The 14,552-nt window shown below is 65.6% G+C and carries 17 protein-coding genes and 1 tRNA gene; 9 read left to right on the top strand and 9 right to left on the bottom strand.

What is annotated here, in order from left to right; genetic code table 11:
- Window positions 1–36 precede the first annotated feature (36 nt).
- On the top strand, window positions 37–2,145 hold the full coding sequence (gene recG, locus AC1ROK_RS13835; protein WP_492847785.1) for an ATP-dependent DNA helicase RecG: 2,109 nt from the start codon (window positions 37–39) through the stop codon (window positions 2,143–2,145).
- Between the two features lie 178 nt (window positions 2,146–2,323).
- The gene (locus AC1ROK_RS13840) at window positions 2,324–2,566 is read left to right on the top strand and encodes a GNAT family N-acetyltransferase (protein WP_492847787.1); all 243 of its coding nucleotides are present in this window, start codon (window positions 2,324–2,326) and stop codon (window positions 2,564–2,566) included.
- 195 nt (window positions 2,567–2,761) lie between these two features.
- Here AC1ROK_RS13840 and AC1ROK_RS13845 read toward each other — a convergent pair whose 3' ends face one another.
- Genes AC1ROK_RS13845 through glmU form a run of 4 tightly spaced genes read right to left on the bottom strand, consistent with a single transcriptional unit; the run spans window position 2,762 to window position 6,858 of the window.
- Complete coding sequence (locus AC1ROK_RS13845) at window positions 2,762–3,148, bottom strand: DUF2237 family protein (RefSeq protein ID WP_492847789.1); 387 nt, start codon at window positions 3,146–3,148, stop codon at window positions 2,762–2,764.
- The gene (locus AC1ROK_RS13850; protein WP_492847791.1) at window positions 3,145–3,663 is read right to left on the bottom strand and encodes a MepB family protein; all 519 of its coding nucleotides are present in this window, start codon (window positions 3,661–3,663) and stop codon (window positions 3,145–3,147) included. Before AC1ROK_RS13850 ends, AC1ROK_RS13845 begins: the two co-directional genes overlap by 4 nt.
- 3 nt (window positions 3,664–3,666) lie before the next feature.
- Entirely contained in the window at window positions 3,667–5,493 is a 1,827-nt protein-coding gene (gene glmS / locus AC1ROK_RS13855) for a glutamine--fructose-6-phosphate transaminase (isomerizing) (RefSeq protein ID WP_492847793.1), read from the bottom strand.
- Window positions 5,494–5,505: 12 nt separating this feature from the next.
- The gene (gene glmU / locus AC1ROK_RS13860; protein WP_492847795.1) at window positions 5,506–6,858 is read right to left on the bottom strand and encodes a bifunctional UDP-N-acetylglucosamine diphosphorylase/glucosamine-1-phosphate N-acetyltransferase GlmU; all 1,353 of its coding nucleotides are present in this window, start codon (window positions 6,856–6,858) and stop codon (window positions 5,506–5,508) included.
- A gap of 133 nt (window positions 6,859–6,991) precedes the next feature.
- Here glmU and AC1ROK_RS13865 point away from each other — a divergent pair, with 133 nt between their 5' ends.
- From AC1ROK_RS13865 to AC1ROK_RS13890, 6 genes are all read left to right on the top strand, one after another.
- Window positions 6,992–7,792 carry a hypothetical protein gene (locus tag AC1ROK_RS13865; RefSeq protein ID WP_492847797.1) on the top strand — a complete coding sequence of 267 codons (801 nt, stop codon included), beginning with the start codon at window positions 6,992–6,994 and terminating at the stop codon, window positions 7,790–7,792.
- Between the two features lie 75 nt (window positions 7,793–7,867).
- A tRNA-Lys gene (locus tag AC1ROK_RS13870) sits at window positions 7,868–7,942 on the top strand.
- 378 nt (window positions 7,943–8,320) lie between these two features.
- Entirely contained in the window at window positions 8,321–8,497 is a 177-nt protein-coding gene (locus AC1ROK_RS13875) for a low affinity iron permease family protein (protein WP_492847799.1), read from the top strand.
- Between the two features lie 11 nt (window positions 8,498–8,508).
- Window positions 8,509–8,649: a low affinity iron permease family protein gene (locus tag AC1ROK_RS13880; protein ID WP_492847801.1), complete on the top strand. Its 141-nt coding sequence runs from the start codon at window positions 8,509–8,511 to the stop codon at window positions 8,647–8,649.
- A 224-nt stretch (window positions 8,650–8,873) separates the two neighbouring features.
- A complete protein-coding gene (locus AC1ROK_RS13885) occupies window positions 8,874–9,782 on the top strand; it encodes a hypothetical protein (RefSeq protein ID WP_492847803.1) in 909 nt (302 codons plus the stop codon).
- Window positions 9,783–9,936: 154 nt separating this feature from the next.
- On the top strand, window positions 9,937–10,245 hold the full coding sequence (locus tag AC1ROK_RS13890; RefSeq protein WP_492847805.1) for a hypothetical protein: 309 nt from the start codon (window positions 9,937–9,939) through the stop codon (window positions 10,243–10,245).
- Between the two features lie 7 nt (window positions 10,246–10,252).
- Here the strand turns inward: AC1ROK_RS13890 and AC1ROK_RS13895 are convergent, their stop codons facing one another.
- Both AC1ROK_RS13895 and AC1ROK_RS13900 read right to left on the bottom strand, forming a co-directional pair.
- The gene (locus AC1ROK_RS13895) at window positions 10,253–10,477 is read right to left on the bottom strand and encodes a hypothetical protein (RefSeq protein ID WP_492847807.1); all 225 of its coding nucleotides are present in this window, start codon (window positions 10,475–10,477) and stop codon (window positions 10,253–10,255) included.
- Between the two features lie 103 nt (window positions 10,478–10,580).
- The gene (locus AC1ROK_RS13900; RefSeq protein WP_492847809.1) at window positions 10,581–10,946 is read right to left on the bottom strand and encodes a hypothetical protein; all 366 of its coding nucleotides are present in this window, start codon (window positions 10,944–10,946) and stop codon (window positions 10,581–10,583) included.
- A gap of 328 nt (window positions 10,947–11,274) precedes the next feature.
- On the opposite strand from AC1ROK_RS13900, the gene AC1ROK_RS13905 reads away from it, so the two are divergent.
- The gene (locus AC1ROK_RS13905; protein WP_492847811.1) at window positions 11,275–12,045 is read left to right on the top strand and encodes an SDR family NAD(P)-dependent oxidoreductase; all 771 of its coding nucleotides are present in this window, start codon (window positions 11,275–11,277) and stop codon (window positions 12,043–12,045) included.
- A gap of 193 nt (window positions 12,046–12,238) precedes the next feature.
- Here the strand turns inward: AC1ROK_RS13905 and AC1ROK_RS13910 are convergent, their stop codons facing one another.
- The 3 genes from AC1ROK_RS13910 to AC1ROK_RS13920 form a co-directional block, all read right to left on the bottom strand.
- The gene (locus tag AC1ROK_RS13910) at window positions 12,239–12,682 is read right to left on the bottom strand and encodes a hypothetical protein (RefSeq protein WP_492847813.1); all 444 of its coding nucleotides are present in this window, start codon (window positions 12,680–12,682) and stop codon (window positions 12,239–12,241) included.
- A gap of 118 nt (window positions 12,683–12,800) precedes the next feature.
- The gene (map, locus tag AC1ROK_RS13915; RefSeq protein WP_492847815.1) at window positions 12,801–13,553 is read right to left on the bottom strand and encodes a type I methionyl aminopeptidase; all 753 of its coding nucleotides are present in this window, start codon (window positions 13,551–13,553) and stop codon (window positions 12,801–12,803) included.
- Window positions 13,550–14,545 (bottom strand): aminoglycoside phosphotransferase family protein, encoded by a 996-nt coding sequence (locus AC1ROK_RS13920; protein WP_492847817.1) that lies wholly within the window; start codon window positions 14,543–14,545, stop codon window positions 13,550–13,552. The genes map and AC1ROK_RS13920 overlap by 4 nt, the downstream gene beginning before the upstream one ends.
- Window positions 14,546–14,552: the final 7 nt, after the last annotated feature.

Here is a 14,552-nt window from a genome sequence, read left to right on the forward strand (position 1 = left end):
CACAACTCATCGGCAAATTTCTCCGACCCCAGTTGCATGTCCCGTCCGCCTGCCCTCGATCCGCTGTTTCGCTCGCTCCACTCCATCAAGGGGGTGGGGCCGCAGCTCAGCGCCCTGCTGACCCGCTTCTTCGGCGCGCCCGAGGGGCAGGAAGCCATCGCGCTCGACCTCTTGATGCACATGCCCACCGGCATCGTCGACCGCCGCCGCATGGATGGCATCGCCAACGCCGTGCACAACAACATCGCGACGCTGAAGCTCCACATCGACCGCCACCAGTCGCCGCCGCGCGGCCGGCCGCATATCCCGCATCGGGTGTTCGCGCACGACGAAACCGGCGAGATCCAGTTGGTGTATTTCCGCGCCCAGGGCGGCTGGGTGGAGAAGCTCCTGCCGGTCGGCGAGACGCGTTACGTCTCCGGCACCATCGGTTTCTTCCAGGGCGAAAAGCAGATTACCCATCCGGACTATGTCGTCGAAGCCGACAAGTTCGAGGATATGCCGCTGGTCGAGCCGGTCTATCCGCTCACTCACGGCCTCAGCTCCCGCGCCCTGATCAAGCTCACCCGGCAGGTGCTGGAGACGCTGCCCGACCTGCCGGAATGGATGCCGGCCGAGCGCATCGCCGAGTTCGGCTGGCCCAGCTTTCGCGCCGCGATGCAGGCCTCGCACGCCCCCGAAACCCCTGACGAGGCGCAGCTCTGGTCGAAGAACCGCATGCGGCTCGCCTATGACGAGTATCTGGCCGGCCAGCTCGCCCTGCTGATCGTCCGCTCGCAGCTCATCGCCCCGCGCGGCATTGCCCGCAGCTTCACCGGCGAGATCTCCGCCAGGGTCGAGGCCGCCCTGCCCTACACTCTCACCGAGGGCCAGCGGCTCGCCGTCGAGGATATCCGCCGCGACCTCGCTGCACCCGAGCGCATGTCGCGCCTGCTGCAGGGCGATGTCGGCGCCGGCAAGACCGTCGTCGCGCTGATGGCGATGGCGGCGATGGCCGAGAGCGGCGCGCAGTCGGCGCTGATGACGCCGACCGAAATCCTCGCCAGCCAGCACTACAAGACGCTGAAACCGCTCTGCGACCAGGTCGGCCTCGGCATTGTGCTGCTCACCGGCAAGATGACTGCCGCCGAGCGCCGCGCCGTGCTGTCAGGCATCGCCGACGGCTCGACCGATATCGTCGTCGGGACCCACGCACTGTTCCAGACCGGCGTCGACTTTCACAATCTCGGCCTCACCGTGGTCGACGAGCAGCACCGCTTCGGCGTCCACCAGCGCCTGGCGCTCAGCGAGAAAGGCCTGCATGCCGACCTGCTGGTGATGACGGCCACGCCGATCCCGCGCACCCTGGTGCTCACCCATTTCGGCGACATGGCGGTCAGCATCCTGCGCGAAAAGCCGCGCGGTCGACAGCCGATCGATACCGCCGTGCTCTCCATCGGCGAATACGCCCGCGTCATCCAGCGCCTGGAGAGCCGCATCGCCGAGGGGGCGCAGGCCTTCTGGGTCTGCCCGCTGGTCGAGGAAAGCGAGCATCTCGAAGTGGTTGCCGCCGAAGATCGGTTCGCCGAGCTGAAGAAGGTGTTCGGTGAGCAAGTGGTCCTGATCCATGGCCGCATGAGCGCTGCCGCCAAGGCCGAGGCGATGGAGCGCTTCCAGCGCAACGAGGCCAAGATTCTGGTCGCCACCACCGTCATCGAGGTCGGCGTCGACGTGCCCAACGCCACCATCATGATCATCGAGCATGCCGAGCGTTTCGGCCTGGCGCAGCTCCACCAGCTCCGCGGTCGCGTCGGTCGCGGCAGCCAGCGCTCCGCCTGCCTGCTGCTTTACAAGGAACCGCTGAGCGAAACCGCCAAGGCCCGGCTCGAGACCATCAAGGGCACCGAGGATGGCTTCGTCATCGCCGAGAAGGACCTGGAACTGCGCGGCCAGGGCGATGTGCTCGGCACCCGGCAATCCGGCATGCCCGGCTACCATCTCGCCGTCCCCGATGTGCACCGGCACCTGCTTGAGTGGGCGCATGAGGACGCCAAGGACGCACTAACCCGTAACCCCGGCCTGACCGGACGTGACGGCGACGCCCTGCGCACGCTGCTCTATCTGTTCCGCAAAGACCTCGCCATTCCCCTGCTCCGAGCCGGCTGACCTCCATGCATATCCGCCCCTTCGAACGCCGCGACACCGACGCGGTCGTTGCCCTCTGGCAAGCCCGTGGCCTGACCCGGCCATGGAACGATCCGCTGAAGGACATCGAGCGCAAGCTCGCGGTGCAGCCCGAACTGTTCCTCGTTGGCGAGCGCGACGGCGAGGTCATCGCCACCGCATGGGCGGCTACGACGGCCACCGCGGCTCGGTCTACTACCTCGCGGCTGCCGAGGAGCACGCCGGCAAAGGCTATGGCGCTGCGCTGCTGGCCGAACTCGAACACCGCCTCACGGCGATGGGCTGCCCGAAGATCAACCTGCTGGTGCGCGGTGAAAACGACGGCGTGCTGAGGTTCTACGACGCGCAAGGTTACGAGCGACATGACTCTCTGAGTCTGGGGAAGCGGCTGATCGAGGACTAGGCAGTCGGCGGTTGGAAGTTAGCCAGAGCATCTTGCCCACCCACCGGCTGTCATCCCAGCGAAAGCTGAGACCCAACCATCCTCTGGCGCTGGCCGAGAACGAGAAATGGGCCCCAGCTTTCGCTGGGGTGACGCCGAGTTTGGGGGGCCACCAATGGTAACCGTACTACCCCGCGCCGGGTCCCCGCGCAGCCCTCACTCCACCGCGTACTTCCTGAGCACGTCGATCTCGACATAGTTCAGCACCGACTGGTGCGTCGCCCTAAGCACCACGCGCGGCGCCATGCCGGCCTCCAGCGCCTCAACCCAGCGCAGCGCCACGAGGCACCAGCGGTCGCCCGCCTTGAGGCCCGGGAACGCATATTCCGGCATCGGGGTCGAAAGGTCGTTGCCACGTGATTTCGAGAACGCCAGGAACGCATCGGTCATCTCGGCGCACACCGTGTGCCGGCCCTCGTCGAGCGGGCCGGTGATGCAGTTGCCGTTGCGAAAGAACCCGGTCAGCGGGTGCATCGAACACAGCACCAGCTTCTCACCGAGGACGTTGAGCTCCGGTTCCTGCTCGAAGAAGGGCTTGTTCACTTGGTCACCGCCATCAGCCGTCGTAGCTCCGCGCTGCAATCGCGCGCATCGAACGGCAAGAAGTACCGCAGCTGCCATTGCTGCGTGCGCATAGCGTCTTTGGCAATGGGTTTGCTCCAGGGCGGGTAGACCCGCAGAGCGCGTTTGCCACCCTTGCCATCCACCGAAAACACGCCGTGCTCGATCAGCGCCTGACGATCGAAGACGAATTGGCCGCGATGTCCGGCATCGGCGACGCTGACGATCACCAGATCGACGCCGTCGGCGGCATCGAGCGGCGCGATCTCCGCGTCGGGAGCCTCGCGCTTCCAGATGGTGACGAATTGCCCGATCTTGGTCGGAGTGGTCCGCGCCACGCGGAACGCCACCTGGTGGCCGTCGAGGCCGAACCGGCAGGCGCCGTAGTCAGCGCTTTCCGCCTCGCGCCGCGGCCGTTCGGTCAGCACCAGTCCGGCTGGCTCATAGCGCTCGCGGATCGCGGTCGTCAGTTCATCCGGCAGGCTGGCCGAGAGCACGAGCTACTCGACCGTCACGCTCTTGGCGAGGTTGCGCGGCTGGTCGACGTCGGTGCCCATGAACGAGGCGGTGTGATAGGCCAAGAGCTGCACCGGGATGGTCGCGAGGATCGGCGCCACGAAGCTCGCGACCTTGGGCAGCACCAGCACTTCCGCCACCCCTTCGCCCACCGCCTCCTTGCCCACCTCGTCGGTGATCAGGATGATCTTGCCGCCGCGCGCCGCCACTTCCTGCATGTTGGAGAGGGTCTTGCTCATCAGCTCATCCGACGGGGCCACCACGATCACCGGCATCAGCTCGTCCACCAGCGCGATCGGCCCGTGCTTCAGCTCGCCGGCCGGATAGGCCTCGGCGTGGATGTAGCTCAGTTCCTTGAGTTTCAGCGCGCCTTCCATGGCGATCGGGTACATCTGGCCGCGACCGAGATAGAGCACGTCCTTGGCCTTGCTCAACCGCTTGGCGATATCCTCGACCTGCCCCTCGAGCGCCAGCGCCGCGGAGATGGCGGTCGGCAGCGTCGTGAGGCTGTGCACCAGCTCGGCTTCCTGCGCCGCCGAGATCGTGCCGCGGGCGACGCCCGCCGCGACGGCAAGGCTCGCCAGTGCGGTCAGCTGCGCGGTGAACGCCTTGGTCGAGGCGACGCCGATTTCCGGCCCGCACAGCGTCGGGAACACCACCTGGCTCTCGCGCGCCATCGTCGATTCCGGCGAGTTCAGCAGCGAGGCGATATGCTGGCCCTGCCCGGCGCAATAGCGCAGGGCCGCGAGGGTGTCGGCGGTCTCACCGGATTGCGAGATGAAGAGGCTGAGGCCGCCCTGCTCCAGCGGTGGCTCGCGATAGCGGAACTCCGAGGCGACATCGACATCCACCGGCAGCCGCGCATAGCGTTCGAACCAGTATTTAGCGACGATGCCGGCATAGGACGCGGTGCCGCAGGCTGAGATGGTCAGCCGCTTGAGCGTGGCGAAATCGAACGGCAGCGCCTCGCGCAGCGCCACCCGGTCGCTGCTCATATCCACATAGTGGCTGAGCGTGTGCGATACCGTCTCTGGCTGCTCGTAGATTTCCTTGGCCATGAAATGGCGGTGGTTGCCCTTGTCGACCAGCAGCGCCGAGGCGGCCGACACCAGCATCTCACGCTGCACGATGGCGTCGGAGCCGTCGCGGATGGTGACGCCGTTCTTGGTCAGCACCGCCCAGTCGCCATCGAGCAGGTAGCTCAGGCGCGAAGTGAACGGCGCCAGCGCCATAGCGTCGGAGCCCAGATACATCTCGGCGGCGCCATAGCCGATAGCCAGCGGCGCGCCGGAGCGGGCGGCGATCAGCAAGGCATCCTCGCCCTTGAACATGAAGGCCAGCGCGAAAGCACCGCGCAGCTCTTTCAACGTCCGCGCCACCGCCATCTCGGGGTCGAGCCCGCGATCGATCTCGCGGGTCACCCACAGCGCCACCGATTCCGTATCGGTCTGCGTCCTGGGCAGGTAGCCGTCCTTGGCGAGGTCGGCGAGCAGCTCGCGGAAATTCTCGATGATGCCGTTATGGACCACCGCCACCTTGTCGGTGGCATGTGGGTGGGCGTTGCCCTCGGTCGGCGCGCCATGCGTCGCCCAGCGGGTGTGACCAATGCCGATATTGCCGCTGAGCGGCTCGAAGCTCAGCTTGGCGGCAAGATTACCCAGCTTGCCCTCGGCGCGGCGGCGGCCGATCTGCCCACCCTCCAGCGTCGCGACCCCGGCGCTGTCATAGCCGCGATACTCCAGCCGCTTCAGCGCATCGACCAGCCGAGGCGCGACCGGTTCAGTCCCGATAATCCCGACGATACCGCACATGGTGTGGGTCCCCTACTTGCCAGATCTGGCGCGTTTGATGGCTTCGGCCCGCGCCTTCAGCTTGGGCGCGTAACCGAGCTTGTTCTCCTGCCGGGCGCGGCCAATGGCCAGCGCATCCGCTTCGACGTCCTTGGTGACAACGCTGCCCGAAGCGATATACGCCCCGTCGCCGATAGTCACCGGCGCCACCAGCGACGAGTTCGAGCCGATGAAAGCATTCGCGCCGATGGTGGTCTTGGATTTGTTCACGCCATCGTAGTTGCAGGTGATGGTCCCTGCCCCGATGTTGGTCCTGGCGCCCACTTCGCTGTCGCCGAGGTAGCTCAGGTGCCCGGCCTTCACGCCATCATGGATCACCGACTTCTTCACCTCGACGAAGTTGCCCAGGTGTACGTCCTTGCCCAACTCGGCGCCGCCGCGGATGCGGGCGAACGGCCCGATGCTGGAGCCCTCGCCGATCGTCACATCCTCGATATCGCAGAACGCCCGGATCTCGACCCCATCGGCGATCTTCACCCCGGGCCCGAACACCACGTTGGGGAAGATCGTCACGTCGCGGCCGATCTCGGTGTCATAGGAGAAATACACCGTCGACGGGTCTTTCAACGTCACCCCGGCGCGCATGAAGTCGTCGCGACGCAGCTCCTGGAACTGTGCCTCGGCCTGCGACAGCTTCCGCCGGTCGTCGACTCCGATCACCTCGTTCGCATCGGCCTCTACCACCTCGATCCGTCGTCCGTCGCCGCTCGCCAGTTCCACCGCGTCGGTGAGGTAGAATTCGCCCTTGGCATTGGCGTTGCCGATCCGGTCGATCACCGAACGCAGCGTGTCGGCGCGAAACCCCATGATACCGGAGTTGCACAGCCCGATCGCCCGCTCGGTCTCGGTCGCATCCTTGTGCTCGCGGATTGCCAGCAACTGTCCGTTGTCAGTGATCAACCGGCCGTAACCGGTGGTATCCTCGGGCCGGAAGCCCACCACCACGATGTCGGCGCCACCATCGAGCCGCGTGGTGATGCCCGCCAACGTTTCCGCCGACACGAGCGGCGTGTCGGCATAAAGCACGATCACGTTCCCCTTGGCGCTGCTGTAGGCGGCTTCGGCCTGTTTCACTGCGTGGGCAGTGCCCCTGCGGTCGGCCTGCGTCGAGAATGTTGCCGCCGGGGCCAGCCCCGCGACCATTGCCTGGACCGCGTCGTGCCCCGGCCCGATCACCACCGAGATAGCCGAAGAGCTGGCCGCGACCGTCCGCACCACGTGCCCGACCAGCGGCAACCCGCCCACCTGATGCAGCACTTTCGGCGTGGCCGAGCGCATGCGGGTGCCTTCGCCCGCGGCCAGGATGATCGACAGCAATTCAGTCATGGGAGGCCCTCGTCAGGGGTCATCGTTTCCCCCGTGTTTATGGCAGCAAGTTGTTGGGAATCCGATAACGCGGTTACGGAGTGGTAAACTCGAAAATCGGCCTGATTCGTAGGGCTCTCGGGAGACAGGACCTTTGGCGAAGGCAGCAGACCAGTTTCGTCCGGCGGATGTGACGATGTGGGGCATCACGGCGCTCGGCATCTGGGCCGTGGCCATTCTTGGCGCCAACCTCTCGGGCCTGATCCCGCCCAGCGTCTATGGCGCGCTCCATGCCTCGCGCCTCGAAGGCTCCACCATCAACCAGTTGCGCACCCAGGTCGCGACGCTCGAAGAGGAATCGACGCGCATGCAGCGCGAGAACACCCAGCTGCTGCAGCGCTTCGCCATGAACGAGGAAGCCGCCGGCGCCGTGACCAGGCGTGTCGGCGCCCTCGAGGTCAGCGTGCCCAAGATCCTCGAGGAGGTGCAGACCAAGGCCCGCACCGCTGCCGCGGCCATCGACACCACCACTACCGGTTCGATCACCTCAGGCAAGACCCTGACCTTCGAGACCGAAGGCGGCACGGTCGCCGTGCGGCAGCGCCCGCTGCTGCCAGGCTCCAACGAAGTGAAGCTCAAGGCCGTGCCGCTCTCCGCCAACACCATGCCGCTGGCTATTCCCGATGGTTCCGCCCCCGGCATCGCGCTCGGCTTCCCGGTGCGTGCCGATACTGCCGAAGCGCAGTGGCAGGAGCTGCTGGCGCAGGTCGGCACCATGCTGGTGGGCCTCACCCCGGTGCTCGCCGAGCAGGACGGCACCGACGGCAAGATCATCGTTGCCGGCCCGATGGTCGATCGCGCCTCGGCAATCGAACTGTGTGCCCGGCTCGACCGTGCGGGCGTCCCGTGCGAGCCCACGAGCTATGCCGGCCAGCCGGTACCGCTACTCAACTGAGGGCCATTCGCCGTTAGCGATTGACAGCAGGGGCACAATGCCTATGTTCCGCGCCGATCCGCGTGAGCGGCAGGAGCGCCCGTAGCTCAGTGGTAGAGCATCCGACTTTTAATCGGATGGTCGATGGTTCGAATCCATCCGGGCGTACCAACTCCCCTTTTTCGCCGACACGTGTCTTTGTGAGTATGGCCCTGCCCGACAAGGGTCTAGTCTCCCCCTCAGACCGGTTGAGCCGCCGCCCCGCGGGCGACATTTGGGACGCTGCAACCGGGCGTTGAGCACGCAATCTCCTCCATTGTGGGTTGCCCCGATGTCACCAACGACCTCACCCCGACGAGCCCCCGGTTTGCTGAGCTGGCTCGCCGCTTTCCTGCTCCTCGTCGCCGCGGTGACGGTAGCCACCGCGCTCGGCTTCTGGCTTTAGGGCGCTTCACCGTTTCAGGGCTGCTGCTTGTCTGAAGGCGCCGCACCGGGAACCCGCCGCCGCTTGCGCGATTGAATCCGACACTTTGCACAGCAGGTGTCATCATGGCCGCAGGTTTCTTCCACCAATTCTCCAACCTCGTGTCACTCGACGCCGGCAAGCCGGCGACCTTCGCCGCAGCGTGCGGGCTGATCGTGCTATGGGCGGTGAGTGGACCGCTGTTCGGGTTCTCAGAGACCTGGCAGTTGGTGATCAACACAGCCACCACCACACCTTTCTGATGGTGTTCGTGGTGCAGCATACCCAAAATCGCGACGGCGAGGCGGTGCAGGCCAAGCTCGACGATCTGATCCTGGCGCTGCGCCGTGCCGATAACCGGCTCATCGGCGCCGAGGAACTCACCGGACACGACTCCACAGACTCCGCAAGATGATCGCCGAGCGCGTTGAAAACGAGGAAGAAACGGACGGCCGCAACACCGACGCCCGCTAGGATTATTTGCCGATCAAGGCAACCAATCGTTGGTTTCCGCACTTTTCTGTGACGAACCGCGTCATAGGAGAACAAGAAAAATGAACGGGATCATCTACCTCGTCGGCCTGGTGGTCGTAATCCTCGCCGTCCTGTCCTTCTTCGGCCTGAGGTAAGGACCACACCATGACCATTCCCTCCGAAGTAGACGTCGTCGTTGCCTCAACCCCGGCCGCGACGGACAACAGTTCCTATGTCGACTGGCCGGCGATCATCGCCGGTATTGTGATCGCCTCAGCGATCTCGCTGGTCCTGCTGAGCTTCGGCTCTGCGATCGGACTGAGCTTCGTCAACTTCCACGCCGGCCCGGATGTTCCGGTAATCTGGATCGCCATTGCGGCCGGGATCTGGCTGCTGTGGGTGGAAGTCTCGAGCTTCATGGCGGGCGCCTATGTCACCGGTCGGATGCGCCGCCGCCATCATGACGCTACCGAAGATGAAGCAGACGTGCGCGACGGTGCACACGGACTGCTCGTCTGGGCTGGCGCCTTGGTGATCGGCGGTTTGATCGCCGTCGGCGGCATCGGTGCCGCGGCGAACGCGGTCGGCGCCGCAGCCTCGACCATCACCAACGCCGCGGCGACCGTCGCCGACGATGCCGGCAGCGCGATCGATCCGAATGTCTATTTCGTCGATCAGTTGTTTCGCCCCTCGCCCACTGCGACGACGGCACCGGTGGCCGATACCACCGCGGTGCGCGCCGAAACCGGCCGGATCCTGGCTGAGGGTGCGCTCGGCGATGGCGTGAGCGATCCCGACAAGGCCTATCTGGCCCAGCTCGTCGCCACCAACACCGGCCTCAGCGCGGACGAAGCCAATGCCCGCGTGACCGAGGTGCTGGCGGCTGTCGACAAGGCTAAGGCCGACGCGGCCGCAGCTGCTGAAACCGCCCGCAAGACCGCCGTGCTTGCCGCCTTCCTGACTGCAGCGTCCCTGCTGGTCAGTGCGGCCGGCGCTTACTGGGCGGCTCAGATGGGTGGCAACCATCGCGACAACGGCACGGTGTTCCGCACCGTGTTCCGGCGCGCACGCTAGAGGAGAAGGCTAATGCTGAGAGGACTTGGGCTCTGGCTGCTGGGCGTGCCCATCTGGCTGATCATCATCATCCTGCTGTTCATCCGCTGACGATGAGCGCAGCATGGAGGCGGGCTACGGCCCGCCTCTTCCGTGTGAGAAAAGGACGCGTGTGATGAATAGCGCCAACCTGCAGCTTGAGGGCCTCTACCTCGCAATCGCCGCCATGCACGAGACGATGATCGCCAAGGGCCTGGTGTCTCGGCAGGATGTCGACGACGCCATGCGGGCCGCCGAGCAGACCGCCATCAACGACCATCGCTCGATCGAGAACCTCCGTCCGGCGGAACGCGATGCCCTTGCCTTTCCGGCACGCCTGCTGCGCATGGCCAATGCCACCGTCTCGGATGACGGCGCCCTGTCATTCTCGGCACTGGCGCGCCGCGTCGGCACCGTCAAGGAACCCTACAACGATCAGCACTAGAGCGCTTTCAGGAAGCCGTCGGTACCGGGCCCTTCCAGATCAGCCGATGCGATCCCTGGTCGGTGGGGGCGAACACCTCGGAGCGGCGGCCTTCATCGCCATAGGTGATGGCGATACGCCGCGCCTGGCTTTGAGCCTCGTCTCGGCTTTCGAACGGCCCATAGGCCTTGCCCTCGCAGTCGACCCACCACGAGCCCATGCTCTCGATGACGATGAACCAGCAGGTTTTCATTGATGCTCCCCGGCCGCGGCAACGGCCACCATCGGTTGCAGCTATGCGCCTTCAGAAAGAGCTGCTGGCCCTTCCCGTTCGAAAGCGCGACAGATCGAATGCTCTAGTCGCGACGCCCGCCCGCCATGCGCTGGGCTATCGAAAGCGGGGCAAACAGCCGGGCGATGCGCGCCGCGCTGATTCCCTCATCGAGTTCGCCAAAGGCTGAGATGAGCCCACGGTCCGGCCCATCCTCGCGGCGCAGTTCCTTGAACGGCACCGCGACTTCCACCTGATGCCAGTTGCGCGCCTCGTCGAGCGTGAACGCCGCCGAAATGGCGAAGTTCTCGTCGGCCGCGTCGGGCCCGAACCGGACCAGCAGGTGGCTGCACCGCTCCCGGTTACGCGCCATGAACTGGCTCTTCTCGCGCTCGAAGGCGCTGACGATATCGTCGTCCAGCGAGGGTGGACGGATGGTCAAGGCAGTCATCGGATTGCCCCCCGATCTGCTGCGGATACCTGCAAACGCTAGGGGTTCAGTGTGTCCGTGACGGGACCGCAATGGGGCGGAAACACGGTCGCTAAATTTGCAGCCATCCCCGCAACCGGTACCCGGCGCACGCGTTGATTTGTTGGTGGCGCCGCGTGTCAACCGGACGCGATGGGCACGGGGAACATTGCGGTTTTTCCGGTTTCCCGCCTTGGCCAACGAAACGGCAGACGAGCCTCTGTTCCATCCGCGGCGTCACCTCGCGGTTCCAATTGTGACTGAGGTCGCCGTAACGCCATGTTTCATTATGGCTGCTAAGCCATGGAACATGGCCCAACTCGAATCGAAAAGCCCGGGCGCCGGGCCGCTGCACGTGCTGCTCCTCGGTGCCAATTCGGGTATCGCCGAAGCTACCGCGCGGCTCTACGCCACTGAAGGCGCGGCGCTGCTGCTGGTCGGCCGCCATGCCGCCCGACTCGAGGCCCTGGCCGACGAGTTGCGAAAGCTCGGCGCCAGCCGCTGTGAGACCACCCTGCTCGATCTGGTCGCAACCGATCCGGCAACCGAACTGCCGCTGCTCGCCGCCCGCCTCGGCGGCGTCGACCATCTGCACATCGCCTACGCGATCATGCCGGAGCAGTCTGTCGCTGCAACTGACCTCGGAACCGCCGCTGCGATGATGACCACCAACTACACGTCGACTGCGCTGTGGTCGCTCGCCGCCGCCAACCTGCTGGAAGCCCAGGGCCACGGCTCGCTGGTGGTGCTCGGCTCTGTTGCCGGCGACCGCGGCCGGCGCAAGAACTTCATCTACGCCTCGACCAAAGCCGGCATCGAGACGCTGGTCGAAGGCATCGCCCACCGCTTCGCCGGCAAAGGTCCGCGCGCCGTGGTAGTGAAGCCGGGGCCTACGGCCACGGCGATGACAGCAAACAGCCCACCGGGCCGCCGGCTGGCTTCGGCCGAAGAGGTAGCGCGGCTGGTGCGGCGGGCCGCCGATCACGGCGGACCGGTGCAATACGCCCCGCGCCGCTGGCGGCTGATCATGCACCTCGTGCGCGAAATGCCGTGGTGGCTGTTCCGCCGCATCGATCTCTGAGCCCGCGGGGGATCGGTGTCACCCCAGCGAAAGCTGGGCCCATTTCTCTGCCCATGCTGGAGGATGGTTGGCTCCCAGCTTTCGCTGGGATGACACCGGAGGTGGGGAGAGCCGGTGCCCCCAAAGCATCCCTTCCGCAAGCGTACGGCCGCAAAAGAACAGGGGCCGTTTCCGGCCCCTGCCCTGAACTCGATCAGTACGGCGACGGGTACCAGTCGTCGTCATCGCCCCAGTCGTCTTCGTCATCGACCGGGTAGAGCTTTTTGATCCGGTCGACCATCCCCGAGCAGCGGTTGATGCGCATCGAGTAGTACCAGTCGTCATAGCCGGCCTGGACGCGGACGCGGTTCTTGCTCAGGTAATCGACGATCTCGACATCGAAGAAGCCGTAGGCCTTGAGGCCTTTGCGGATCTGCTTGTCGGTCAGGCACCAGTTGAAGAAATCGTTCGGGCCGAAGTTCTTCTTCTTGAACTGCTGCAGCTGCTTCTGGTCGCCGCCCTGCGGCTTCACGTCGAGCGAGAAGCCACCCATGTTGGGGGCTGCCTGGACGGGGACCGCACTCAGGGCGGTGCCGGCGAGGACGACGGCAAGAACCGCGGCGCGGCCGGTTTGCCGAAGGGTGTTGAGAACGGTCATTTCGGTAGTCCTTGGTTTGGGTCAGTGCTGCATCTGCAGCGTTGAATTCACCCTAGCGCACTGATTTTGAACGCGTTTGGAACCACCCCTTCAGAAACCATTCAGCGCAGCGCCGCACTTATGCCGCGGTCACCACAATCGCGCCACGCCGCGTCGCGACGATGGTGTGCTCGTACTGCACGCAAGGGGCCGGCGGATCGGCCACCAGCGTCCATTCATCGTCCTCGTCGCGTTGTTCGGCCATGCGGCCGCCCAGCGACAGGAACGGCTCCACCGTGAATACCAGCCCCTCGGTGATCACCCGGCGATCGGACTTGTCGGGCCAGGTCGCGATCTCGCCGGGCTCGTCATGCAGGCTGTCGCCGACACCGTGGCTCGCGAGATTCTCGATCAAGGTGTAGCGGTGCTTCTTGGCGAAGGCGCCGATGGCGAGGCCGATGCCGTTCAACGGCGCCCCGGTCTTCACCGCACGGATGCCCTCCCACATCGCCCGCTTTCCGTCTCGGCAGAGCGTCACGAGACGTGGATCTGCCTCCGGCACGAGGAACGACGCACCGGTATCGGCGAACACGCCGTCGAGCTCCGCCGACACGTCGATATTCACCAGATCGCCCGCCTGGATGACGCGCGCCCCCGGGATGCCGTGGGCGATCTCCTCGTTCACCGAAATACAGGTGGCGCCGGGAAAGTCATAGGTGATCTCGGGCGCCGAACGCGCCCCGGCAGCATCGAGAATGCGCCGGCCGATATCGTCCAGCTCCTGCGTGGTGATCCCCGGCGCCAGTGCCGCCGCCATCGCATCACGCGCTACCGCACAGATGCGGCCGATGGTCTTGAGCTTTTCGAGTTCGGCTTCAGTCGTGATCGTCACCGTGCCCCGCCCTCTTCCGCCATTCTCGCTAGATCGTCCATCAGGGGATGGTGTTCGCCGGCATGGATGACGTCGACGTGGCGCAACCACCACCACATGACCACTCGGTGCAGCAGCAAGTAGATCCAGATCGCCAAATCCGGATCGGGGTGGTCGATCGGACCGTAGCCTTCGCGGATCGGCGCAGCACTGCCGGCTGCCTGATGCTCGCTGCAAAACAGCGCCTTGGCCAGGTCGCAGATCGGGTCCGACGCCCGGGCATTGCCGAAGTCGAGCAGCCCGGTGAGTTGCAGCCGCCCTTCGGCATCCCGCTCGGCCAGCACATTGTTGGGGTGGAAGTCGTCATGCGCAAACACGGCGCCCCGGCTGTGCGCGATCACCTCGGCATGCGCCGCGACGATCGCCTCCAGCCGCTGCGCCAGCACTTCGTCGCCGCCATAGTGGCGGAATCGGTCGAAGCCGTAGGCGAAGAACCGGTCCACGTACGCGGTGTTGGTCGAAACGGCATTAACCAGGCCACCCTCGCCAAAGTCGCCGTAGCTGGGCACCGAGACGCTATGGAGCTTTCGCAGCATCGCGCCCATCTGCCGGTATACGTCGACGACATCAGGCGCATCCCGGAACAGCGCAACGCGCTCGCCGGGTAGATAGTTGGCGATGGTGAAGCGGAACGGCAGCAGCGCGCGACTTTCGTCGGCAGCGAGAAAACGCGTCCGAGGCACGTCGAGGAGGCCCAACAGGGCTCCGGCGTAGGTTTCCTTCTCGGTCGAGTACGGTAACGAGTCGTTGTAGACCTTCAGGACCAGCGGCTCGTCGCCGACGCGGTCAACGCGGAACGAGCGCGCTCCACCGCCCGGCAGTTCGGTCACCGTGACGGGCACACCGAGCCCCAGTTCTGCCAGCGCAGCCGCGAGCTGACCCAACTCGAGCGCTACCGGCGCAGACTTGTAGACCCGCTGCGGCGGGTTGGTATACCTCAGTTCCTCTGCCATCCCTTCC

The organism is Devosia sp. GW821-FHT12F11, assembly GCF_058806655.1.